Origin of the sequence: Legionella sainthelensi (assembly GCF_900637685.1) — a bacterium.
Classification (GTDB): Bacteria; Pseudomonadota; Gammaproteobacteria; order Legionellales; family Legionellaceae; genus Legionella; species Legionella sainthelensi.
In genome coordinates this window covers 3,956,852-3,980,956 of sequence record NZ_LR134388.1, presented here as the reverse complement: position 1 = coordinate 3,980,956, position 24,105 = coordinate 3,956,852, and the positions used below count along the sequence as shown (strand labels likewise).

Sequence of the window (24,105 nt, the reverse complement as noted above, 5' to 3'; positions counted from 1 at the left end):
GTTAATCCATTAATTTATCACAGCACCCACACGGTCTGTTTAACTCAAAATGCGCTTTGACTTTTGTATAAGCGTTGTAGCCGACTCGTGCGATGAGATTAAGCTTGTTGGTATCGATTCGTTTATCCTTAGTTAAAATGTCAGGATTAATATGAATGCCGACAACTTTTGCGATGACCATGCGGTTGATTAAACTCAAATCAACGGGTGTCGGCAATTGAATCGATTGGTGATAAACACATTCCAAACTAATAGGTGCACCTTTAACACGATAGGTTTGAATAATTTCTCCCGGTAAATGGTCCACCTCAGCCATAGCAAATTCGTTAATTCCTCGTGAAAAATCTAGAGAGGTGATATTCATTGCTTCCTTATTGCTGTAATTCACTAAATTGACGGTAAATTCTTTAGTCTCCTCAGCGTTTTTTAAAGTATCTTTGGGGCCACCGCTGTCATGTGAACCGGTTGTTGCAAACATAATCATTGGTGGGTCTTCACAGACAATATTAAAATAACTAAAAGGCGCTAAATTAGGATTGCCCTCGGTATCTTTGCTGCTTATCCAAGCAATGGGCCTTGGAACAACACAGGCTTTAAAGAGTCCTTTAGGCAACTTCTGGGATGTGTGAAAAAACATGATCGATTCCTTGATTCGAATGGGGAAGAAAGACTCGTCCACCCATAGTTTGAAAATTTCTAAATGCCCATAGACTGGGGCTTACAAAGACGCGTTGAATCCAGCGATAAGGATAACCTTGATTGTCGTAGGTTGGCGTAAATCGTTCTCGAGCATGCAGCGTAAACCGATTGTCCACATACACTAATTTCTCTGGAGTAATCTGAATGACTTCAGCTGTTTCTTTGATTGCTTGATGGAAATGAGCCAAGGCCATTTTGGCTGCTTGATTGATGGGAAGCATCATATTTGAGTAAAAAGCAACAGACACTCGCGGCTTATTTAATGCTCCTCTCAAGACCGAACATTTAACCATTGCTTCCTGAGAGAAAATTTCTCGCCACCGATAGGGGAGGTTTAAATAAAAGTTTTCTCCATATAAAATCTTCAAATCAAAGGGATTTAATAATTTTAAAGCCTTGCGAGTATCAGCAATGAATGTTTTGGTGGGTTCAATGGTTTCATCAATTCGGATACCTAAAAAGAATAGTCCCGATGGCGAATAATCATCCTCAGCAACATACTGCAATGCCGCATTTTCAATGTGAAAATCAAGCTCTACTTCAGAACCCAATCCTGTATAATCAAATTTATTTTGGGCTTGTGGTGTTAAATTATTAACAAGCTCTTGCCCCTCAAAATAGATGGAGTAGGGTTCGCCTACTAGAGAAGCAAAAGCGGTAATAATGTTTTCACTCAAGGTGCCTGATTTAAACAGTTTACCTGTTTGTTCGAAACTGGGACTTCCATAGATTTCTTCATCGATGGGAGCATTGTTAATCACTATTGCAGAGACCAAGCTATCGGTGCTGCGTTGATTTGTAAGCGTATTAATTAATGTTTCGGGTAGCACATTATATATTTTTTGCCGCAGCAATTGGATATAGTGCTCTCTCCCTAAAGGGTCATATACAATTTCGTTAAACTCCTGTACTAGTTTTTGTTTCTTTTCAGAACTCAGAGTGATTTCAATAATACTTTTTTCATCCATGGTAATTCCATATTTAAATCCTGTACTTCTGATTAAAAAAAATCAGTCTTTTTTAGGTTATCTTTAGCTGGTAAACTTCATATCTAAATTTACAAAATATTTTTTCCTTATAGGTTGAACTTGATTAATTTGAACATTGAATATAAAAGAAAAAATTACTATATTTTCATGTAAATTTCAGAATTGAATAATGAACAATTTAACTTAAAACAAATCCAATTTATTGACAGGTCTCTTTTTGTAGAACTAAAATCGTGGCTTTTTATTGGATTTTACTAGAGAGTGTCTTCATTTGTTTTTTAAATCAAAAAATTAAAGACACACTCTAAAGTACAGGATGTTGCATTGATGTTTACAGAGTTTGATGAAAGAAAGGGATTGGTTAAATGTTTTTGGTCAGATATTCGTCACCGTTTTGAAAAGGTAGAGCCTGTATTTACTAATATTGTAGATCAGTTATCGCCAAATCAATCTTACCCTCTTTATATAGCTTATTATCTTTATGGTGATACTGATGCTGACACACGCAGTTCCTTATTTCCTAATATAAATGGAGACTACTATCGAATTACGGATCCTAACCTTCCACAAGATATTCTTCAGCATCTTGGATATAGTGTAAATGGCACTCCTTTAGGCATGGTTCTCGAAAAAGAGCTCGAATGTTTTATCGATTTGAAAAATGAACAAATCACAATTCCTTGGCTTGTTTATAAACCAGGGGATATTTTCCCTCTATCAACCATTCTAAATAAAAGAAAAAGTCATGTTTATACGCCCAATGGATTGTTGTCTTCAACAGCAGGAGCACGCTCAACATTTATGTTGCCTAATATTGGAGCGACTCTAAATCATTCGAATTTACAGCGAGATTTTAATATTAGAAGTCGACCAGCAAAATCACTATATGAACATTGGCAAGTTTTTAGAGAGGTAGTCAATAGTAGTGTAATTAGTACTGATTGGCGTTGTTGTATCGTTTATTTCTCGGAGAGTTGGTTAATTAGTTTGCATAATGATGTTAGTTGGAAAACTTTGAAGCAATATTTGCATGAATTGGCATGGTATCGATATGAGTATGAGCGAAACAGAATTTATTATGACATCACTTTTTCAATCATACAAAAAAATCGTAATTTAAAACCCAATCCTTACCTTGTTGATACAGCAAAACATTTATTTGCTACTGCTTTGGGTGCTGCTCCCGGCTATGTTCCTGCAACAGATAATAATGCTTTACCGGTTGATATTTTGCAGCAAGCTTTTGTGGAATCTTATGGCTTAAAAAAATATAGGCCAACAGTGATGCAACCTAAACATTTTAATTTTCAAACAGATTATTTTCCAATATATTATTCATTACAGCATCCAGCTACTCGTATATTCTCGCCAAGATCAAGGCTTGCCTCCAGTACAATAAATGAAGTGCGCGAACTAGAACATATCATGAATATTTTTATCGAAGAATTATCAAAAGATGGCGCGCTGTCTTCTGATACTGTTGTCGGGCAAATAGCAAAATTTGTTAAATTCAGCTATTTTCATAATGCTTTAGATACTCATAACATACTTAGAAACTCTCTCGAGTTGTTAAATAGTGATAAGCGGTTTAATGATACTTTATTCCTACATACATCTGAAGCATTATTTGCGGCAGATGCATCTTTCTTAAGGGGGTGTGTTAGTATAGGTTCTGCTGCAATACCAACACAGCAAAAAACACATTGTCCCAATGAACATGCTGCAATACCAGAGTAAATTGCCACCCCAATTTTGATATATGATACCTCCTAGGGTTGGCCCAATGACATTGCTTACTGCAAATGCAGTTTGAAATAACCCTAAGCTTTGTCCTTTTTTCTGATTGCTACTTAGCTCATAACATAGAAGTTGGGCTGTAGAGATAAAGAGCATTTCACCAGTTGTCCAAATAATGCAGGAGAAAAGAGCCAGCACAAATACAGAAGAATAGCTTAAAACCAACATCCCTATTCCCATTAATAAAGCACCAAGTCCTGTCACCAATAATTTATTTTGCTCATCTACTAATGTAGTCAATGGAGCTTGGAAAAAGACAATTAGAAATGTATCTAAGATAAATAAAATACTTACGGCCCTAATACCTAAATGTGGAAATGACTTTTGAATATAGAGAGGATAAGTAGTGCTTAACTGGGCAATAATTAACCCAACAAGAAAAACACACACAATAACCAATAATAAAATTAGTTGAGATGTATTTGAATGATCGTAGTGATGCTGTCCTTTGATTCGTAATGGTACAGTAGTGCTCGTATTTTTCTGAAATAAAAGATAAAGTGCGGAGCACAAAAGCAATAAGCTTGATAAACAAAAAATTGACTGAAATCCATAAGTGGTCATGCTAGCAATAAGGACCCCTGATAATCCTAACCCAAAATTAGCAGCAACATGGGAAATACTAATCGCTTTATAATGTAACTTTGTATCATTTCGACACAAGCTAAGCATCCATACATTATTGGAGGTTTTAAATCCATAGGCTGCAAATCCAAGCAAGAACATATTAGCCATTAGTGCAAAGGCTGAATGTAAGTTAGTTAAAAGAAAAAACGTTGTAGATTGCACTAAAAGGCTAAAGATTGAAATAAGACGAGGTGAAAACATATCTGACAATTTACCAGTAATAAGTCCACCCAATACTGTACCCAAACCGTAACAAGAAAGTAATAATCCAGCTATGGATGGAGTAAAGTGCCTAATAGTAACAAAGTAGAGCGATAGGAAAAAACAAATACCAATAGTAAGCGTATTAATACAAATTAGCATAATACCCTGCCAGCAAAGCTTAGGTAATCCTTCATAATTTGCTGTATATTTTTTAGCGAAAGTTGTTAAATAATCCGTCATTTTTAAATTAATCCAAGTGCACTTAATATTGCCTTATTACAATTAGCTTTTTTTACAGGGGGAATATATAAGGTTGAAAGAGTCGATAATTGGATATCCGGTAAATGCTGTAACTGCGTACGGGTTATTCTAGGCTCTAAACCAGGATATTGTGCGGCTTCATAAATAATAATTTCATCTACAGGCTGATAAAAATGCTTCAAATAATCCAATAAGAGCAAAATACCTGTTTTTTTATTATTTGTTGAGCCGTGATCAATAATGCCTACTGCATCAATTTGCCACAAAATTAAGTGTGACGAAGGATCTAATTGTCGCTGGTAAATTAAAAAATCCGATGCTTCGAACGATTGACACCCTAAAGAACCAGGATCTATTAATAGATCAGCAAAAAGACAAGCCTCAGCAGAAATAGCAGGTAAGATTTTTACAAAATAACCCTTTTTTTGCGCTTGCTTAACTGCCTCTAATCCTGGTTTGGAAAAAACACTGGGATGACCATATAGTGCAAAGCATACATGCTTTTTTTGATATAGATGTTCTAAAACATAATTAGTAATACGCTGATAGGTTTCTGTGCGTAGAGAACAGGAACTATATAAAAAGTCCAATGATTCTGTATTTTGATTTTGTTTTTGTATCCATGACTTCAGAATGGGATCATTTACTAAATAAAGAACGATATCAGACTGTTGTATATAAGCAATTGTCTCTGTGGTTAAATGGGCAAAGAACTTAATTCCGCACCCAACAACAACCAGTGAAGACGTATTTGGATTTATTTGCATATCTAATGTTAAAGCATCTTGAAAATCTAAAGATCAAAAATTGTAGTTCGATCAGCAAGTCTCTCCGTTTTATTGAAAAGAGCTTTTAGATATGAAGCATCATTATTTGCAAATACTTGCTGTATGTCTGCATTTTTTTCTTTTAATAACTTATCAAGATTTATTCTATGGTGAGTTGTGCTGGCTAGTTGTTCGAGAAGCGTTACAATACACATAATGCAGATCCCTCATAAGATTAAATTTTGATTCTAGCATAGGGTTATAATATAGTTAAACATATGGAACATATAATTTTAATACTTGGTTCTTATAACAATGATCAAGGTAAGTTATCTCACATTGCTACTGATCGATTAATGAAAGGCATATCAGATTATAACGAACATGGAAATTCTAAAATACTATTAACTGGTGGTTATGGCGATCATTTTAATCGCACAGATAAGCGTCATACCTTTTATGCAAAAACTTTTTCTTATAGAAAATAAGATATCAGGAGATGATATTTTAGGCGAGGTAGGAAGTACCTATGCTTTAGAATATGCTTTATTGTCTAAGGAAGTTATTGATAAACATTCTACTGAAAAAATAATAATAGTAACCTCTGATTTCCATATGTCTCAGGTTCAGTTTATTTTTAATAACTATCAGTTGCAGTATTCTGCAGCAACCACTTGTGTTCCAACAGAAGAATACAATGCGATTCTTGCTCAAGAAGAAAAAAATTAGAGACAATCAAACAAAAAATAGGATACCTGAATGGAATTCCATACTAGTAACTTACCGAGCACAAATTATTCTTCATTTGTAATACATTTACTTAAAGACCATTTTCCTAAGAGCAAAATAATTGTTGATTCACTATCAAAAATCAAGTGTGTTCAACATGCCCATTTAATCATTCTATTGAAAGTAGATAATAGTGCCATAGAGGGTTCTTTTTCAATCCAAAACGGACAATATATCCAATTGTCCTCCTATTGATATTATTGGTGGAGGTATTGCTGGTGTTGTTTATGCTGTGCGTGCATTACAAACTAAAATCAAACAAGAAGATTCTATTTTCATTGACAGACTAACTATTCATGAGTCTCCCTCTTTGCCTTATCGGTTTTTTGGACTTAGGATCACAGTACGAACCGGTATTTAGAACAATATGGGTTGCAAGAAATTGGTTTTTCGAATTCATTCGCTGCGCGCCAAGGAAGGCGGAACGCCGAGGCGTGTAGTCCGGGATAGGTTGCGATTTACGCAGACAGCCCGACAGGGATGCGTAGTAAATCTTTCTGCAACCGTTAAGTCATTGGCGCAGGTATCCGTTTTTCTTGTTCAGAGCAAACGTACCGTAGACAGGACGCTCAAGGCCTTTAACCTGTCACGTTGGTGAGTGAATTCTGGGGACTGGGATAATAGTATGGACCCTGCCACTTTAACTAGGCTTCGTTATGAGCCAGAATGAAAATGATACATTTTGTAAAACCCTACGTAAAATCGATTAAAAATGATGCTCTAGATGCAGAAGCAATTGCTGAGGCGGTAACAAGACCCAACATGCGATTTGTTCCTAAAAAACGAAGGCACAACAAGACATCTTGTTACTTGATAGGGCTAGAGAATTAGCAATAAAACAAAGAACAGCGCATGGCAATCAGCCTCGTGGATTATTGGGTGAATATGGCATTGTTGTAGCAAAGGGACTATCTTATCTTAATCAGTTGCCATCAATTTTAGAGCAAGAAGGAAACAAATTAAGCATTGATTCAAAAGAGTTTTTTTACAGTTATATTAACAATTAAAAATGTACTCTGAACAAGTTGATTATTATGAGAAGAAAATTCACAACCATGCTGCTACCGATCCACGCTGTGAAGCAGTCCAGGAAATAGAAGGTGTTGGGCCAATAACTGCGTCAGCTATAGTAGCTACAATTGGTGATGCAAATGCTTTTAAAAATGGGCGTGAAGTCTCAGCTTGGCTGGGTTTGATACCAAAGCAGCACTCGAGCGGGAATAAAATAGTTTTAGGGAGCATTACCAAGCGAGGCGATCGTTATATAAGAAAATTACTTGTTCATGGTGCGCGCTCTGTTGTGAATACCTGTGATAATAAAACAGATAGAAAAAGCCAGTGGGTGACAAACAAAAAGCAGCGTTGTGGTTATAAAAAGGCAACAGTGGCTCTTGCCAACAAGAATGCGTGGGCACTATTAGCAACAGGCGAATGTTATCGAAAAGCAGCACCAACAACAGAGGCACAAATGGTATGAGCAAATATAGCGCAATGATTAAATTACATTGTTTCGCCTAATTTTGTTGGATGTAAAAAAGACATCCGACAAAATTAGGCGATTAAAAATGAGTTAAGAGCGACAAACCGTTCAGGAGTTGCTTAAGGTAAACCAAGATTGATAGCAAAACCGGTAAGACCAGTTCTTTCAAAACCTATTTGGGACAAGGGTTTCTAGTAAGACCGTTGGGATGATGAGGAGAAAGAACGCAGATACTATCAGGGTCCGAGTGAACGTATATCACTCAAGTAAGAGACCGAATACATGACTGCATCTCAACCTAAATTGCTAAAAATTTATAAATTACCTCTTGCAAAAAAGGCGGAGTCCATACATGTCCCAGAATTTATAACGAGGTAGCGACACGCTTGAGCAATTTAAGATAGAACCCACAAATGAAGTTAATGAAATGAGCATTAAATAAGGGAATGTAATACGAAGCATCTCTGTCGCTAGATTAAAACGATAAGCATCCAAACCTGGTGAGAATAAACTTACTAAATTCAGTGCTCTCCAAACACCCAAAAAAGTTATAATTAATAAAACGATGCTAAGTGGCTCTACCCCAAATAAGCACATCATTACCCATAAGTTATCTCTCCGAGAGTTTGTTGTGCTAAAAGAAAGTCCTTGAGACGTTGCAAACCAATCCAAAGTGTAGTAGGTCCTGGCTCTGGGTCATTATTTCTATTCATGTATCCTCCCATAGAAGCAATTATTTTGATCATTATTTTTAATGGCGGAGGTTCAGCAGGAGGTGCTTCTTTTTTAACGATGAGATGAGCCATTTTCCACTCTTCGGTCGAGAAGATTAACTCCCAACTTATATCAGGACATTCTCGCCCCAATATAGTTAAATAGAGAATTCTCCATGCAATAATCATGTATAAAGTTAGGCAGGGGTCAAAACGACTCTTGTCATTAAGCTGTAATTTCTCAACTCGGCAACCGCTTTTTAAAATACGAAAGTACACTTCAATTTGCCAACGGCATAAATACCATTTCAGTATATTATGTGCTCCAGTAGCATCATGGATTTTGACGTTCGTTAGTAAGACCCACTCTAGTGGCTCTTGTCCTTCAGGTGAGTCGATTTCTGTTGCAATTACCACCGTCACGATTACTGTTTTGTCACCATATTTTGTCGATATTTTTCGTTTTCTATCGGGTGGGCATAGAGTAATCTCTGTTGCATATAAATTTTGTGTTACGTCCCGACCTACTTGTTTTTCTTTTGCAGGTATTTCAAAAGTAATAGTGCAAAGTGGTGGGGTACTTTTAGTCTTTTCGATTAGTTTTTCCTGGTCAGGTCTTCCATTATCATTCAAAATTCTCCGATTAGAAGAGGCTCGAATGAGCCAATAGGCTGCAGTATTTTCTTGGGAAGATTGGGCATGCTGTGCTTCATGATATAAATCATAAATGTCCGCTTCTCTATCCGCAACCGTGATTAACATCGTATCAGGAACTTGCAAAGCGACTTCATTTGCTTTTCGGTAAGCCTTTAACCATCGATAGCTTTCCTTTTCTTCCAAAGGAATTTTATGGTTATCTCGACTTTTTTCTCGAGCAGTTCGATGACGTACCTTTTCTCTTGCCCAATGATAAGTATCTAAAACACCTAAACATAGTCGTTCCGGTGTAACTGCCAGGATGGGGTGCAGAAGTAACCCTAAATGCTTTTCATGATTAATCGGGCCGATATCTTCCCGTTCTTTTTTCCCTGTAAAATTAAGTGTTGTTGTATCTTGTAGCAAAAGAACAACTGAATGCTGCTTCATACGAGCAAGGGTCGATTCTATATGTGGGGCTAAGATGCTTTCTGTAGTGACTTGCTCATGATCAAAGAAACGATAAGCAGCTTTTGTTTCATGCCAACCGCCACATGCTGCAGGAATGCTCAAATTAGGTGAGTTACCTAATTTATCAAATAAAGAAAGCAATCGCTTATTGAGTTTTTTTCCTAGCAAGAGATCGAAAGGAACGTTTTTTAAAATTGATATGAAAAGTTATCGAATTAAGATGCCAAAACCCAGACTGGGAGTGGCTCCCCGGACAAGACTCGAACTTGTGACCTAATGATTAACAGTCATTTATTATTCAATATCAATTAATTTCAAATAATATCAAAAAACATCATAACTACTTGTAAATACTATGTTTTAATTGAAATTTGACTTTATTTTAATATCATTTAATATTATCTCAATTCATATTTAGTGGTACCAAAATCGGTACCAAAAATCATCTTGGTACCAGTTATGAAATTTACTGACGCGTATATCCGCAATTTAAAACCCCAGCAAAAATGGTTTGAACAAATCGAGTTTAGTGGGCTTGGAATTCGAGTCATGCCAGGGGGCGGTAAATCATGGATCTTTAGGTTCACTTTTGATGGCAAGCGTTACAAGATGACTTTGGGCAAGTATCCGGGAATTGGCTTGAAGGAAGCACGTGAGCTAATGTTGGATGCGGAGCATTTAAAAGAACAAGGGACTAATCCTATAGAGCATGCTAAGCAACAGCAAGCCAAATCGGACAACACAGTAAAGAAGCTTGCTTTAAGTTGGTATACTCATTATGTCGAAAAGCATTTAAAGCGTCCTTTAACGGTTAAAAAACAAATAGATGGTGATATTACTATACTTCTTGGTGATTGGGTTTTGGATGAGTTGGAAACCAGACATATTACACAAGCGCTGGATAAGATCGTCAAAAGAGGAGCAAGTGTGCACGCAAACCGCGTTTTAAGCTCGCTCAAGCAGATGTTTGGCTATGCGGTAAGTCGCGGCGCTATGAGCACCAATCCAGCCTCTAACATTCGTGCAAGAGATATAGGCGGTCATGAAAAACCAAGAGAGCGTGTTTTAAGTCTGGATGAAATTAAATCCTTGTGGCTATTTCTAGATGGTAGCGATTCGCAAATGGCACCTCAAACCCGATTGGCCATTAAGATTATTTTATTGACAGGTGTTCGTACTGCTGAACTTCGTTTGGCGCAATGGAGTGAAGTCAATTTTGACGAGTCACTTTGGATTATTCCAGCTATTCATTCCAAGGCTAGTATTGTTCATAAAGTATATCTTAGCGATTTGACCAAACAATTATTACAGCAACTGAAATCAATTAGCCGATCAGATTATGTTTTAACAGGCGCAGACTATCGTCAACCATTGACGGAAAATGCTTTGCCAAGAGCTATTAAGCGTATTCAAGAACGTTTGGGCATTCCAGAATGGACAGCCCACGATTTAAGACGTACATTTGCCACCCAACTTGGAGAAACGTTACAAATCGACCCAGTTGTTATTGAGAAATGTCTAGGGCACAAGATGCCAAGAATCATGGCAACTTATAACCGTAACGAAATGTTACCTCAGCGACAAGAGGCTCTGGAGCGTTGGGCGGATTGTATTGAACATATTACTACTGAAAAATTGGTATTTTTGAGAACACGAGCCGGCTGATTTGAGGTTTACAAAAATAAAAACTATAATTAATTTGTAAACTATAGAGAGGATATTAAAATGTTGGGTAATCGGATATATCGGGCACGCAAAGCGGCACGGTTAACTTTGAGAGAGTTGGCTGAAAAGGTATCTCTAAGTCACACTGCAATCCAAAAATATGAAAATAATGAAATTACTCCTGCGTCTGACATGCTTATCAAATTGGCAAAAGCACTTGATGTAAAGGTTGAGTATTTTTTTAGACCAGAACGGTTCACCCTCAAAAATATTCAATATAGAAAACATGCTGATATGCCGGAGCAAGATTTAGAGGAAATAAAAGCTAAAATTCTGGATCAAATTGAGCGGAGAATTGAGCTTGAAAGTCTGTTTCCTATTTCTCCTATTCAGAATTTCAAGTTAGGGGAAAAAAAATTACGTGGTTATGACGATATCGAAAGAATCGCCAACGAAGTAAGAAAGCAGTGGAATTTAGGGTTAGAACCGATAGCTAATTTAATCGATACTTTTGAGGAAAACGGCATAAGAGTTTTTGAAATTGATAATCAGCTATACCCGAAATTTGATGGATTTTCCGCACACATTAATGATCATCCTATTATAGTAATTGGAAGTAATTGGCCGGGTGATAGGCAACGATTTACTCTTGCTCATGAATTAGGGCATCTTGTGTTAAATGGTTTTATGCACCCGGATTTAGATGAAGAACGATGTTGTAATCATTTTGCCGGAGCATTTTTATTACCCAAAGAGTCTCTTGTTTTAATTATGGGTGAAAAAAGAACTTTTATTGAGCCTCGTGAACTTAGTATTTTAAAACAAGAGTTTGGAATTAGCATGTTAGCTATTCTTCACAGAGCAGAAGATGTTGGCATTATCACCAATAGCGTTTATCGTAAAATTCGAAGTACCTTTAATGAGAATGGTTGGACTAAAAAGGAACCCGGAGAGCAGTATCCAAAACAAAAAACCTATTTATTTGAACAAATGATTTTTCGAGCACTTGCAGAAGAGTATCTTGGCGAATCCAAAGCTGCGGAGCTTTTAAACTTGAATGTCGAACAATTAAGAGCTATGCGGTCAATGGAGTGCCATGATGCTGTTATTAATCAGTGACTCTTGTGTATTAATTGATATTGAGCAAGGCGAGTTAACCAGCTCTATGTTCAGTTTACCATATCAGTTTGCAGTACCTGATATCCTATTTGAGGAGGAGTTATCTGAACGGCATGCGGACTTACAAAATTTTGGTTTAATATCAAAATCGATGCGCAGTGAGTTAATCGAAAAAGCTTATAACTTAAGACAGCAGTACAGTCGTCCTAGCTTAAATGATCTCTTGGCTTTAATTTTAGCAGTTGATGAAACAGCCATATTACTGACAGGAGATAGAGCGTTAAGAGCGGTTGCAAAAGTTCATCAAGTTGAAGTGCACGGTACAATTTGGCTTGTAGAACAAATGATCAATAATCAATTGATAACTGCTGACGTAGCCAAAATAGCTTTTCTAAAAATGAAACACTCCGGTAGCCGGTTACCTTGGAATGAAGTGGCGCGGTTATTAAAAAACTATGGCCATGACTTCTGATATTGGTTTATCAATTAGAATTTTAAAAAGCTAAGGCCGCCGTAGCGACCTTGAGTACTCCTTCTACACTGAGGTAGATGAGGCGATGTAATTTTAGCAGATAATATGGTTAATTTGCAGCATTAAGGCGGCAGACCGAAATATCTTTTCTATCTCATACACAAAATACTTTGCGTACGATTTTTCTGATTTTACTGTACACAATCCTGCTTGTGTACGCTCTACCATACACAAAACAATTTATTTAAAAATAACGTATACAAAAATTATCAATATTATTTGATATCAATCAATATCAGCATCAGAAAAGCTATTGATCGATGAAATTTCCTCCCTACAATGAAACCATAAAGACTATTAATTCGCTTAAAATGGATGATAAGAGGCATGAATTTTTTATTTGCCAATGCACATGAATTAGCGGCGTTACTTGAATTGCCTTATATACAAAGATTAGTTTACCTGATGGGTATTCGTCCATATATGGACAGACAAAGTTGCATCGTAGGCATAAAGCGCAGAATCAGTTATCAATCATTGCGTGAAACCCTTTATGTGGGACCGATTGCAGGCGTTAAAACGGGCAGTCCAAGCCTTCAGCAAATGAAGCGGGCCGTTAAATCATTAGAGCGTGCTGGACTTATTGAGATTCAGTCCACTGAAAGGCACTTAATCGTGAAGTGTATTTACGCTGAATTGGATAACCCTGCTCCAAATAAGGCAGTATCGAAGCCGAACCGTAATCCCGACACAAACCCGACACAGGAAGATGCTGTGGAATCAGGGGAGTCATGTACATTAAGACACAAACCCAACATAGGCAATAACTCTGAGGCCGACCCACCTCAGAAGTCAGAAGATAATAATTATATATATGTGTGTAGCAAATTTGAAAAATTTTGGAAAAGTTATCCACATCCCGTTGATAGGGAAGCAGCTTTTTATCAATTTAGAGAGCTTAATCCTGATGATAAGTTATTTGAAAAGATGATGACGGGACTACATGAGCAAATTGAAAGTTATAATCTTCTGGCAATGATAGGTGCATGGGTACCTAAATGGAAGTATCCGGCCAACTGGTTGGCCAGAAAATGTTGGCAAGCAGATCCGTACGTTTTTGAGCATTCATTACCAGTTGCACATTACTTGGAAAATGAACAGATAGGTCTTCAAGAGGACTGCAATCTAGATCATACTTAATTTCAGCGATGTGGGAAACTCGATAACTGGTAAGGTTCTGCACTTTGAGAGAGAAGAATAATTTCTTTATCATCTATTATTATTTTCTGCGTCACTGCAATTTTCCAGCAGTGACGCAGAATTAAGAATTCAATCTTAGCCAGTAAAATCAAGACCAGTAGCCCTTTTGTCCGATCACGCTGCTCGGGATTGGACATCATTTACATGATAAATTCTTATTAACCACTAAACTCAAAACAGGATAAATAATTTTTTAATTAATGCTTTAGTTTAGATAACCGTTTTTCACTATGTTAGATCAAGGCTATTTTCGTTGTTGATCTAATTGATAAGTTTGAATAGATTGTGATAAATCATTGATGGCAGTTAGTATATTTTGAAGGTTGAATGATTGGTTAAGAAATGTATATTCTAAAGTTTGAGGATTGTAGTTTCTTAAAAAGGCTGTTGTAGAGACTCCGGATATAGCTCTTTGCATGTTGCCGATATTTTGATCCACTACGTTATGCCCCAAGGAGCTTATTGCCCATGTATCTAACCTTTCGTCAAAGTGAGTAATATGATTTCTTAGGTCACGATTATTCAAAATATTAGCCTCGTCAATTCCAAGTTGCGTTTTGAGATGTGTAGCACGAGTTTTGGCTTGTTTCTTTGAGTTGTTTGCTGGCCATAATAAAAAGGAAATTGCTGCAGCATGATGTAAAAAATGTTCTCCTTCTCGAAAAAAATCTTCAATTGATTGGGTTTTCATAAATTGATCCATCTGTTGAATACAATGTGTGGCGCGCCTAATTTGTCTCATTAGTTCCTTCAAGTATATCGATTCAATATGTTTGTCCATGTAATCTATAGCTCAACAAAAAATAATAACGTAATTTTAGTATAGCTAAACTATAGGCAAGTGTTCTTGTAGGCTGTTAATCCTCTGCGTCACTGCAAATTCTGTGCAGTGACGCAGGAAAATCACCCTGATTAGGCTCAATAAAATCAAGGTATCCAGAGATTTTGTCCTGACGCCCGTCTGGCGTCAGGACAAAACTCTTATCTCGAATTGGTTGTTTAGCATCTATCTATTTGCTATTTTGGAATGAAGCATAACTGATGAGCCGCACAGGCGAAACGTTATTGACGTCTTATGCAAAGCCACTTTAACCCTTAACTTGTGGCTGGACGTTTAGTAGGGTAAGTAAAGGTAACAATTTATAATAATTGTTTGCTCAATTTAAAAAATATAGGAGGTAGCTAATTAAAAAATAGCTGTAAACAGGCGATACCGTTTGCCATATAATGGTTGATTTGTCCCAACTTCGAGCTACGCAGCATTGCTGGGTTTCAACTTTGAGAGAGCCGCTCGACCAACACTAAACTCAGAACAGGGCAAATACTTTGTAACGAAATTCCAGTTAGGACATATATATTTACCTATACTGCTTCAATGTTTTTCTACTAATATTTCATTTCTAGATTAAGGATATTCATTGGTCTACAATTAGTAAAAGGCCAGCCAAGGAAGAATCATGAGAAACAATCATTTACTGTTGCTTTTAAAAGAAATTATGGAAGATATCAAAGAGGTTATCAGAACAGAAGAGGAAATTGAGCGCGAAAACTCAGTAAGAGATAAGTTATCAAATCCCGGTCCTTTCGAAGATTATATGAAAAATCTAGAGTTATTACAGATGAAGTTAAGCACATTGATAGAGGATATTGATCGAATAAAACGCAATCTTAAATAAGTTATTATATGTCTACTCATCTTCAATATATGAAATAAATTGATTACCGAGTTGAGTAGTTCTTTTCTCTAAACTTCCCTGACCAGTCATTGTAGTTTGCAATAAGGTTTTATCGCTGCTCACAAATCCTTTAATGTATAAGTCAGTCCAAATATTATCTACTAAGTCTTTTGAATTCCTTAATTCAGGAAACGCCTTTTCCAATGTTCCTCGAACACTTCCAATTCCCCCGATACCTGGAAGACTATTTTTATTATTTGCAAACCATTTTTGTGGATTATTGAATAAAGTCAGGATTTTTATATGCCAAATAGTAAAAGTATCTATGCAATTGAGAAAAATTTGTTGTAATGAGAAATCAGGGGCATTATTTTGAGCAGAATGGATGATTGCATTTTTAAGTGCTCGTCTTTTCTCTTCTTGATAATGTTTGAGTCCAATTGGGATAGATTGGAGTATGATATCCATAAACTCTTCATTATTTTGTAATTGTTCAAGGTCAACGCCCTTCTCTTGAATTTTATTAATAGCATCAGTTAGTTCTTGCTGCCATGCTTCAGAACGTTTTTGGTAGGGCATTTTGATTAAACAGGAAAGTAACTCTGTGGCTATAGCTCCTCCTGGCACAAGCGAATCAACTCCGGCTTTAATTAGCTTTGCAGTCTTATCTATTAGCCCTTCTTTAGGTGGCTCTTTAATGGTCATACTGATTCCTTGTAGTAAATGGAAAAATTTTAGAATGTGGTAATCTAAATTTTAAAATCGGTACCAAAATTGGTACCAAGCTTCAGGAAGGGAAAACTTGAATTTCGCCAAAACCCAGACTGGGATTGGCTCCCCGGACAAGACTCGAACTTGTGACCTAATGATTAACAGTTATAAAACAACGGCTTTTAACTACTTTTAGTAACTTTTAAATTATATCAACAACCCTTTATTTATAAGGCCTAAAGGCTTTTTATATAGATCAATTACTTTTATTGTGTTTTAATCATTCCTTCGACACATATTCGACACGTTTGAATAAGAGGGAAAATGAAAATCACCAAATCGGCCGTTGATAAATTACCTTTGCCTGTTTCAACGACTCAGGGAAGAACCGCACAAAAACGTTATTACGATGAGGTAATGAAAGGATTTGGTATCCGGGTTACCTCCGGTGGTACAAAAGCCTTTTTTATTGAAAAAATAATAAAGAATAAATTATCTCGCATCACTTTAGGTCGTTACCCTGAACTCACCGTCGAAATGGCAAGGAAAGAAGCGCAAAAGCTACTCGGACAAATTGCAACGGGAATAGATCCAGTTGCTGAAAAGCGCGCTGAAAAAATGCGGCAAATGACCTTAAACGATGTATTTAACGACTACCTTCAAGTGCGCAAATCGCTAAAGCACAATACCCTATATAATTACAAAAAAGTGCTAGCAACAGGGTTTGCTGGTTGGGCCGATAAACCCTTTCTTGCCATTACCAAAGATAGTGTTGCCAAGCATCATAAAAAATTAGGGAATGAACGTGGTGAAGCCTATGCCAATTTAGCCATGCGTCTACTGCGCGCCCTTTTCAATTTTGCGGCTGGTCAATATGAAGATTCACAAGGTAAATCATTGATTACCGAAAACCCGGTAAAACGTTTATCACAAACTAGAGCCTGGTATCGGGTTGAGCGTCGTCAAAGTTTTATTAAAGCTCATGAATTGGCGGCTTGGTATCTTGGAGTGCAGCAATTACAAAGTGAAATTTTGCGAGATTACCTATTGTTAATCATACTAACGGGATTACGGCGTCAGGAAGCAGCCACTTTACGCTGGGATCAAGTTGATCTCAACGCTAAAACCTTAACTGTACTTGATACTAAAAACCACGAATCTCATACCCTCCCTCTTTCCGGCTATCTTTATGAATTGCTATTATCGCGCAGTCAAAACAGAATCAATGAGTATGTTTTCCCCGGTAAAGGAGCAGCAGGCCATATAATCGAACCACGTAAGCAAATGGCCAATGTTACCAAGCTCTCAGGCATTCATTTTACAGTACATGATCTAAGGCGCACTTTTATTACCATAGCCGAGGGTTTAGATGTTTCAGCTTATGCTTTAAAACGCTTAATGAACCATAAAATGAATGGGGATATTACCGCGGGCTATATCGTGACCGATGTTGAGCGCTTAAGGAAACCAATGCAGCAGATTACCGATTATTTCTTAAAGTGTATGGGGGTTCAGCCATCTGCCACAATATTGGCAATCCAGCCGGCACAAGAGAGTGATATGAAAGATTTGGGTTAAAACTTATATAATATATCGATTTTCATTATATTGTAAAAGTTTTAACACAGATCAATAAAATCATGGCGTTCATTTTTTATGTTGTTCATTTTTCTTGAACACAATAAATTTATGAACATGTGAAAAAATTGCGGGGCATCAGGGACAAATGGGGCACTCAAACCATTACTGCGTTAGAGTGGTCCCTTCATTATTTTTTATTAGTGGGACGTATGGGACATTGTTTGCCAAAAAGTATAAAAATATTTATACCAATAAAGCGCGAAACAAATATAATTTATCAAAAATAATGAATCTTATACCAGCATATATAAATAAAACCTATAAAATAATTTACATGAAATTTTAATAAAAATTTTTCATTATAGACATTGGTTGAATATAAACATGAATACACTAAACCGCGACAACCTTTATTCTCATATGAAAGCCGGCTCCGTTTACCGGAGAGAAGATCTGTTGTCCTTTTCAAGCAATCTGGATAGAGACCTTAATACCTTAGTAGAAGCAAACAAACTCAAAAAGCCGGCAACAGGTTTATATTATAAGCCAAAGAAATCTCGCTTTGGATTACTGCCCCCAACAGATGAAGCACTGGTAAAAGGATTTCTTCATAAACCTTTTCTGATGTATTCGTGGAATGATTACAATAAATTAGGGTTAGGACTGACTCAGCTTTATAACAAAGTCGTTGTTTATAACAGTGAGCGCCATGAGGATAAAAAGCTTGGAAATCGTGTTTTTTCTTTCAAGCGCCCAAACAATGGTTTTCCCATCAAGCTGACCAAAGAATTTTTATTGGTAGATTTATTAAATAATGCAAAATATTTAACGGAAGATGTTAGCCAATTGCAGTTAAAAGTTGAGAAGAACCTCAGCCAGTTTGATAAAGACCTGTTGGTGAAACTATCTGCTAAGTATGGAAAAGTTGCCACCAGAAAATATTTACATGCCTTTCTTGGGGACTAAATAATGTCTCATAATTGTTTATATCGATGGAATATTTGTGTTAAAACTTCTATAATATAACGAAAATCGATATAATATGGAAGTTTTAACACAGAATGATTGCCAATGAAAGCCACTGATTACATCAACAAATTACGCAGTCAAGGACGCTTTTCTTTTACGATTGAAGAAGTCCAGAAAGTGCTTGGACTTGAAAAAATACCATGCTTAAATGCTTTGCATCGATTAAGGGAGCATAAACTAATTGCTAGCCCAGCAAGAGGTTTTTACTTAATTGTTCCTCCCGAATATCAAGTCTATGGCTGTTTGCCTGCTGAAATGTTCGTTCCAGATTTAATGAAATACTGGTGTCTCCCATATTACACTTCTTTTTTAAGTGCAGCGCAGTATTATGGCGCTGCTCATCAAAAACCTCAACGCTTTCAGGTAATGACATTAAAAAATCGATCTTCAATTCAATGTGGTCGTGTACTTGTCGAGTTTATTGCTAATAAATGTATGACTCATTTCCCTGTAAATAAATTTAATACAGTCGCCGGAACTGTTAATGTAGCAAGTCCAGAAGTATTGGCGGCTGATCTTGTAACATCACCACAACATGCAGCCGGCCTCAATAATGTAGCGACTATTCTGCTTGATCTTGCAGAAGCATTAGACGGCAAAAAATTAGTAGAATTAACTCAAATTAATAACCAACTTGTTTGGGTACAACGATTAGGTTGGCTGCTTGATTTCCTAGGTTTTGAAGAACTAAGTACTCCTTTATGGGGCACCTTAGAAAACAAAAAAACCCATTGGACGCGTCTTTTATCCAAAGGGCCTTATAACCCTATAGAACGTAATAAGAAATGGCGCATCATCATTAATACTACTGTGGAGCCAGATGAGTGATTCCTTTTGCACAGATTACACAATGGCGGCAAGTTGCGCCATGGACTGATGATATGCAGGTCGAGCAAGATTTAATACTATCCAGAGCTATTGTTGAGATTTTTTCAAATCCATTTCTCGCCAGTGAGTTAGCCTTTAGGGGAGGAACAGCACTTCATAAATTATTCTTCCATCCAGCGGCTCGATATAGCGAGGATATTGATTTAGTAAGAACCACGCATGGCGGTATTAAAGAGATTATTGATGCATTACGAAAGTGTTTAGGATCGTGGCTTGGTGAACCTAAAACAAGACAGACAAGCCAAAGCTTCAAACTGTTATATCAATTTGCCCCTGAGATGTCTCCTTCATCAAAACAGAAAATTAAAGTTGAGATTAATATTCAGGAAAGCTTCTCCATCCTTGAGCGTTTAGAAATGCCATATTCTGTTGAATCCGATTGGTTTCGTGGAAATGCCAAAATTAATACCTTCCAGTTTGAAGAATTACTCGCAACAAAATTACGAGCATTATATGAACGTAAAAAAGGACGAGATGCATTTGATTTATGGTTAGCCATAAATACAAAAGACTTTGATGCTGAAAAAACGATGGCAATTTTTTTGGACTACATGGCTAAAGATAATAAAAGCATTTCAAAAAAATTGTTTACTGAAAACCTCCATAACAAGCTGCAAGATCATGCTTTTATGGGTGATATTGGCCCTTTATTATCAGCTGACTTAAGAAAAACCCATTCGCAGCCCATAACTACAGAAGGACAAGGAAGAAATTATACATTGACTGAAAATAACCAACGAATGGCAACAGAAGGATGGGATTTAGCTGATGCAGTTGAAGTAATAACCAATACATTTCTGACAAAGCTTTAACCATTATATGCAACTATAAGATAAAACCTGTTGCAGAATATGAAAAAAAGGGCGGGACAAAGGGGACAAGTGGGGCACCCGCGCCACTACTGCGTTTGAGCCGCCCCAACCTTGTTTTACATCAGTGGGACTCGTGGGACAAATTCATTTTTAGAACGAATTTCAGTATCAATGAATATCATTCGAGAACACAGCTTTGAATATGATCTTTTTAGCTTGACAACCTTTTAAGGAATGCGCGATACTTTTTCCGAGCTTGAGGTTTGAGCTATTTTTTACCAAAAAAGCTATTGAGCAGGAGCTAAATTCAGCTAAGGAAAAGAGAAGAACAATGTTTCGCTTTGGCTAGACCGGGAAGGCATTGGGATTCATTCAAAGGATTGACTGGTTCAGCATTATGCTGTGTGAATAATCAATTGCGGAGAGTCCTATGCCTGCACAAAAAGCATCTAGGTTACATCTATTAAACGAATTCGAATCAGCGCCACATTCTGCGCTTTTTAATCAACAAACAATCGCTGCGGTATTAAGCTGCTCCACCCAGTTACTTGAACGTAACCGTTGGGCCGGTGGTGGTGTTCCCTATTTAAAAATTGGTCGTAAGGTGTTGTACCGAAAAAGCGATGTGTTGAATTTTCTCCAACAACAAAAAATTTATTACTCAACCAGTGACGAACATCAGTTACAGCCTGTTGAGAACGTATAAATTTAAAATTTGTCAGAATGAATATGCTTCATTTCGATAGTTTGACTGTTGTTTGGAGAATAACGTATGTCACAAAATCATGTTATAGAATTACCCAATACACCAAAGCTGCGTCCAGTTTTTTGCGACTATGCTGGTGGTCGCTTTCGATTAACTGCTGATGGGTTAACTTTTATCGGTATCGATAAGGATGGGACTCCATTACCACCTCGATGGATATGCGCACCCTTGTATGTCGTTGCCAAAACCCGAGATGCTCAGAGTGGTGAATGGGGTCGTTTGCTGGAATGGCAGGACGATGATGGCATCACTCATCAGTGGGCGATGCCACTGGCTTTGTTGCAAGGTGATTCATCGGATGTGAGGCGAGAGCTGGCAAGATTGGGATTGAGTATTTCTCCCAATAGGACTGCTCGCGATTTGTTAGCCTCCTATTTACAGGTCTTTCCAGTAGACGCACGTGCACGATGTGTTGATAAACTGGGTTGGTATGGTGATGTCTTTGTAACCGCTTCCCAGTGTATCGGGCAATCAACAGAGAAGATTGTCTTCCAGAATACCAATGCAATTGAACCGGCAATGTCCGCTAAGGGTAGTGTTGAAGAATGGCGAGATTCAATAGGTCGGCTGGCATCAGGCAACTCAAGACTGGTGTTTGCCATCTCTGTAGCCCTTGCACCGGTTCTGTCAAAGATTGTTGGCGAAGACTCAGGAGGTTTTCATTTCAGAGGCGCATCCTCATCAGGGAAAAGCACTGCATTAAGTTTGGCCGCTTCTGTTTGGGGAAACCCACAATCTTATTGCCGTTTATGGCGCAGCACCACCAATGGGCTTGAAGGCTTGGCGTCATTACACAATGATGGATTGTTGATCCTTGATGAACTCAGTCAAATTGATCCCAGAGAAGCAGGGGAAGCGGCATATTTGCTAGCCAATGGTCAGGGAAAAACACGTGCTTCTCGAACAGGCACGGTCAGGCAATCTTCTCGGTGGTCTTTATTTTTCTTATCTGCTGGTGAAGAGTCTTTGACAGCACTCATGGCAAAATCAGGACAGCGCATTAATGCAGGTCAGGAAATCAGGCTTGCTGATATCGAAGCGGATGCAGGTTGCGGGATGGGGATCTTTGAAACAATTCATGATCGACTAAGCCCAGGAAGTATGGCTTTATCGCTTAAGAAATACAGCAGTCGATATCATGGTGCAATCGGTATGGCGTGGTTGAATCAAGTGGTTGCCAACCGACAAACAATCAGCCGATTTATCACCGATACCATTCAAACCTTTGTTGATGCAGTCATTCAACCCGATGCAACAGGTCAGATTATCCGTGTTGCAAGACGCTTTGCATTAGTTGCTGCTGCCGGAGAATTGGCCAGTCAATTTGGCCTGACAGGGTGGCAAAAAGGTGAGGCTTACTATGCTGCGAAAAAATGCTTTATTGCATGGCAGGATTCATTTGGGACTGATGGTCTTCGCGAAGATCGCGCCATTATGGCGCAGGTGCGTGCCTTCTTTGAATCTCATGGTGCCAGCCGCTTTGATAATGCCAACTCACCCAACAGTGACAAAACTCTCAACCGAGCAGGATTTTATCATACAGATGATGAAGGATTTCGCATCTATATGGTGTTAACCGAGGCGTACAAAAATGAGCTGTGCAAAGGCTTTGATCAACGCACCGTGACAAGGGCTTTATTACAAGCTGGCTGGCTGAAACCCGCTTCTGATGGTAAGGCCTCACACAAGCCAAGAATCAAAGGAGTTGGCACGCCAAGACTGTATGTCTTTACCAGTAAAATTTGGGGAGGTGAATAAAATTGCCTATACCATTGGTTTTTACATTGAGCACCGCAGGTGCGAATAAGACGTGAAGTTTGGCAACCAGCTTGCTGGTTAGCTAACTTCACCTATCTTGCCCTGTATTTTGAAATTTATTTTGGAACCGTAATTCGGTAATTATTCGTAATTGTTCGTTATATAACGATTAGTAACGAAAATAATCATGAATAAACGGAAATAAATAATAAATTACCGAAAATACCCAAAAAGGGCTTAGTCAGTTACCGAAAAAGTCGAAAATAAATAGAAATAAACGATAAAACTCAAAGGATTGAATAACCAGTAATATGGAGAGTAAATACCATGAAAAAATCCTTAACAGAAAACATAATGACGTCTAAACAGAGTCAACAAAGAACGAACTCCAGAAAAAATAAAGTGGAATTCCTTGCTATGCGCGAAGACATTTCTGAAGCTTTGGAAAAAGGATGGTCGATTACCATCATATGGGAAACGCTTAGAGACGAGGGATCCTTCACAGCAACTTACAATACGTTCAGGTTATACGTGTTGAAATACCTGTATGATCAAAAGCCAGGATATTCGCCAAAGGAATCTGTTGCAGTTCGAACTAAGAAATCTGTAGAGAATCAATCCAGTAAGAAAAAGGATATCTCCATGCCCTCATTTACATATAACCCTATCCCCAATATAAAAGATTTATTGTGATCGTTTGGTTTTGCGCAACAAGAACAGTGTTTTTGTTAATATACCGAAACAATTATTTGTCCCTTATTCCCCATCTTCAATTTATAAGGTGGGGACACATTTATCCCTTTATTTATGCGCGTGTCCCAGTTGTCCCGATTGTCCCGTGTATTTTTTACATGTCTGCAAATAAATTATTATTTTTTTGGCAATGATAGGTTGGTTTTCCCGTTTGCAAGAAAAAAGGCTACTTGCTGGCTAGG

General features: G+C 37.6%; 24 protein-coding genes and 1 pseudogene. 16 read left to right on the top strand and 9 right to left on the bottom strand.

Translation table 11 applies throughout. From position 1 onward, the window contains the following. Position 1 precedes the first annotated feature (1 nt). Positions 2-637: a flavin reductase family protein gene (locus tag EL220_RS17325; RefSeq protein ID WP_027271863.1), complete on the bottom strand. Its 636-nt coding sequence runs from the start codon at positions 635-637 to the stop codon at positions 2-4. Further along, the gene (locus tag EL220_RS17320) at positions 606-1,667 is read right to left on the bottom strand and encodes a Fe(II)-2OG oxygenase family protein (RefSeq protein WP_027271862.1); all 1,062 of its coding nucleotides are present in this window, start codon (positions 1,665-1,667) and stop codon (positions 606-608) included. Before EL220_RS17320 ends, EL220_RS17325 begins: the two co-directional genes overlap by 32 nt. Before the next feature lie 348 nt (positions 1,668-2,015). On the opposite strand from EL220_RS17320, the gene EL220_RS17315 reads away from it, so the two are divergent. Next, the gene (locus EL220_RS17315) at positions 2,016-3,425 is read left to right on the top strand and encodes a hypothetical protein (RefSeq protein ID WP_027271861.1); all 1,410 of its coding nucleotides are present in this window, start codon (positions 2,016-2,018) and stop codon (positions 3,423-3,425) included. On the opposite strand, the gene EL220_RS17310 is transcribed toward EL220_RS17315, so the two are convergent. From EL220_RS17310 to EL220_RS17300, 3 genes are read right to left on the bottom strand one after another with little or no spacing between them, the layout of a single operon-like run. Then, positions 3,336-4,556 carry an MFS transporter gene (locus EL220_RS17310; RefSeq protein ID WP_027271860.1) on the bottom strand — a complete coding sequence of 407 codons (1,221 nt, stop codon included), beginning with the start codon at positions 4,554-4,556 and terminating at the stop codon, positions 3,336-3,338. The two genes, EL220_RS17315 and EL220_RS17310, sit on opposite strands and share 90 nt — an antisense overlap. A 2-nt stretch (positions 4,557-4,558) precedes the next feature. Further along, positions 4,559-5,344, bottom strand: coding sequence for an SAM-dependent methyltransferase (locus EL220_RS17305; RefSeq protein ID WP_027271859.1), 786 nt, complete (start codon positions 5,342-5,344; stop codon positions 4,559-4,561). Positions 5,345-5,370: 26 nt separating this feature from the next. Then, entirely contained in the window at positions 5,371-5,559 is a 189-nt protein-coding gene (locus EL220_RS17300) for a hypothetical protein (protein WP_027271858.1), read from the bottom strand. A 202-nt stretch (positions 5,560-5,761) separates the two neighbouring features. Here EL220_RS17300 and EL220_RS17295 point away from each other — a divergent pair, with 202 nt between their 5' ends. The 3 genes and pseudogenes from EL220_RS17295 (at position 5,762) to EL220_RS17285 (ending at position 7,610) form a co-directional block, all read left to right on the top strand. Beyond that, complete coding sequence (locus EL220_RS17295) at positions 5,762-6,073, top strand: ElyC/SanA/YdcF family protein (RefSeq protein ID WP_081779081.1); 312 nt, start codon at positions 5,762-5,764, stop codon at positions 6,071-6,073. Between the two features lie 741 nt (positions 6,074-6,814). After that, a pseudogene (locus tag EL220_RS19850) lies at positions 6,815-7,090 on the top strand (IS110 family transposase); the annotation flags it as partial. A gap of 52 nt (positions 7,091-7,142) precedes the next feature. Further along, on the top strand, positions 7,143-7,610 hold the full coding sequence (locus tag EL220_RS17285) for an IS110 family RNA-guided transposase (RefSeq protein WP_128130960.1): 468 nt from the start codon (positions 7,143-7,145) through the stop codon (positions 7,608-7,610). Between the two features lie 324 nt (positions 7,611-7,934). On the opposite strand, the gene EL220_RS17280 is transcribed toward EL220_RS17285, so the two are convergent. Both EL220_RS17280 and EL220_RS17275 read right to left on the bottom strand, forming a co-directional pair. Further along, positions 7,935-8,210: a lipid II flippase MurJ gene (locus tag EL220_RS17280; protein WP_058390700.1), complete on the bottom strand. Its 276-nt coding sequence runs from the start codon at positions 8,208-8,210 to the stop codon at positions 7,935-7,937. Positions 8,211-8,212: 2 nt separating this feature from the next. Beyond that, positions 8,213-9,601, bottom strand: a complete 1,389-nt coding sequence (locus EL220_RS17275; protein WP_197720971.1) for an IS4 family transposase — start codon at positions 9,599-9,601, stop codon at positions 8,213-8,215. A gap of 291 nt (positions 9,602-9,892) precedes the next feature. Between EL220_RS17275 and EL220_RS17270 the strand changes: the two genes are divergently transcribed. The 4 genes from EL220_RS17270 (at position 9,893) to EL220_RS17255 (ending at position 13,889) form a co-directional block, all read left to right on the top strand. Beyond that, on the top strand, positions 9,893-11,098 hold the full coding sequence (locus tag EL220_RS17270; protein ID WP_027270471.1) for a tyrosine-type recombinase/integrase: 1,206 nt from the start codon (positions 9,893-9,895) through the stop codon (positions 11,096-11,098). A gap of 60 nt (positions 11,099-11,158) precedes the next feature. Further along, positions 11,159-12,217, top strand: coding sequence for a helix-turn-helix domain-containing protein (locus EL220_RS17265; RefSeq protein ID WP_027270472.1), 1,059 nt, complete (start codon positions 11,159-11,161; stop codon positions 12,215-12,217). Then, the gene (locus EL220_RS17260) at positions 12,195-12,689 is read left to right on the top strand and encodes a PIN domain-containing protein (protein WP_027270473.1); all 495 of its coding nucleotides are present in this window, start codon (positions 12,195-12,197) and stop codon (positions 12,687-12,689) included. The genes EL220_RS17265 and EL220_RS17260 overlap by 23 nt, the downstream gene beginning before the upstream one ends. Positions 12,690-13,076: 387 nt before the next feature. Continuing rightward, positions 13,077-13,889 (top strand): hypothetical protein, encoded by an 813-nt coding sequence (locus EL220_RS17255; RefSeq protein WP_027270474.1) that lies wholly within the window; start codon positions 13,077-13,079, stop codon positions 13,887-13,889. Between the two features lie 304 nt (positions 13,890-14,193). Here EL220_RS17255 and EL220_RS17250 read toward each other — a convergent pair whose 3' ends face one another. Continuing rightward, entirely contained in the window at positions 14,194-14,691 is a 498-nt protein-coding gene (locus tag EL220_RS17250; protein WP_027270476.1) for a hypothetical protein, read from the bottom strand. A gap of 715 nt (positions 14,692-15,406) precedes the next feature. Between EL220_RS17250 and EL220_RS17245 the strand changes: the two genes are divergently transcribed. Next, the gene (locus EL220_RS17245) at positions 15,407-15,625 is read left to right on the top strand and encodes a hypothetical protein (RefSeq protein WP_027270477.1); all 219 of its coding nucleotides are present in this window, start codon (positions 15,407-15,409) and stop codon (positions 15,623-15,625) included. Positions 15,626-15,637: 12 nt separating this feature from the next. On the opposite strand, the gene EL220_RS17240 is transcribed toward EL220_RS17245, so the two are convergent. Continuing rightward, the gene (locus tag EL220_RS17240) at positions 15,638-16,330 is read right to left on the bottom strand and encodes a hypothetical protein (protein WP_027270478.1); all 693 of its coding nucleotides are present in this window, start codon (positions 16,328-16,330) and stop codon (positions 15,638-15,640) included. A 330-nt stretch (positions 16,331-16,660) separates the two neighbouring features. Here EL220_RS17240 and EL220_RS17235 point away from each other — a divergent pair, with 330 nt between their 5' ends. The 7 genes from EL220_RS17235 (at position 16,661) to EL220_RS17205 (ending at position 23,863) form a co-directional block, all read left to right on the top strand. Beyond that, complete coding sequence (locus EL220_RS17235; protein ID WP_011214353.1) at positions 16,661-17,914, top strand: tyrosine-type recombinase/integrase; 1,254 nt, start codon at positions 16,661-16,663, stop codon at positions 17,912-17,914. A 387-nt stretch (positions 17,915-18,301) separates the two neighbouring features. Continuing rightward, the gene (locus EL220_RS17230; protein ID WP_011214354.1) at positions 18,302-18,883 is read left to right on the top strand and encodes a DUF6088 family protein; all 582 of its coding nucleotides are present in this window, start codon (positions 18,302-18,304) and stop codon (positions 18,881-18,883) included. 105 nt (positions 18,884-18,988) lie between these two features. Beyond that, positions 18,989-19,774 carry a type IV toxin-antitoxin system AbiEi family antitoxin gene (locus tag EL220_RS17225; RefSeq protein ID WP_011214355.1) on the top strand — a complete coding sequence of 262 codons (786 nt, stop codon included), beginning with the start codon at positions 18,989-18,991 and terminating at the stop codon, positions 19,772-19,774. Continuing rightward, the gene (locus EL220_RS17220; RefSeq protein ID WP_011214356.1) at positions 19,771-20,646 is read left to right on the top strand and encodes a nucleotidyl transferase AbiEii/AbiGii toxin family protein; all 876 of its coding nucleotides are present in this window, start codon (positions 19,771-19,773) and stop codon (positions 20,644-20,646) included. Before EL220_RS17225 ends, EL220_RS17220 begins: the two co-directional genes overlap by 4 nt. Positions 20,647-21,076: 430 nt before the next feature. Continuing rightward, positions 21,077-21,352: a MerR family transcriptional regulator gene (locus tag EL220_RS17215; RefSeq protein WP_027270479.1), complete on the top strand. Its 276-nt coding sequence runs from the start codon at positions 21,077-21,079 to the stop codon at positions 21,350-21,352. Positions 21,353-21,418: 66 nt separating this feature from the next. Continuing rightward, positions 21,419-23,170, top strand: a complete 1,752-nt coding sequence (locus tag EL220_RS17210; RefSeq protein WP_027270480.1) for a DUF927 domain-containing protein — start codon at positions 21,419-21,421, stop codon at positions 23,168-23,170. A 327-nt stretch (positions 23,171-23,497) separates the two neighbouring features. Beyond that, positions 23,498-23,863, top strand: a complete 366-nt coding sequence (locus EL220_RS17205; protein ID WP_027270481.1) for a TraK family protein — start codon at positions 23,498-23,500, stop codon at positions 23,861-23,863. The last annotated feature ends 242 nt before the right edge of the window (positions 23,864-24,105 follow it).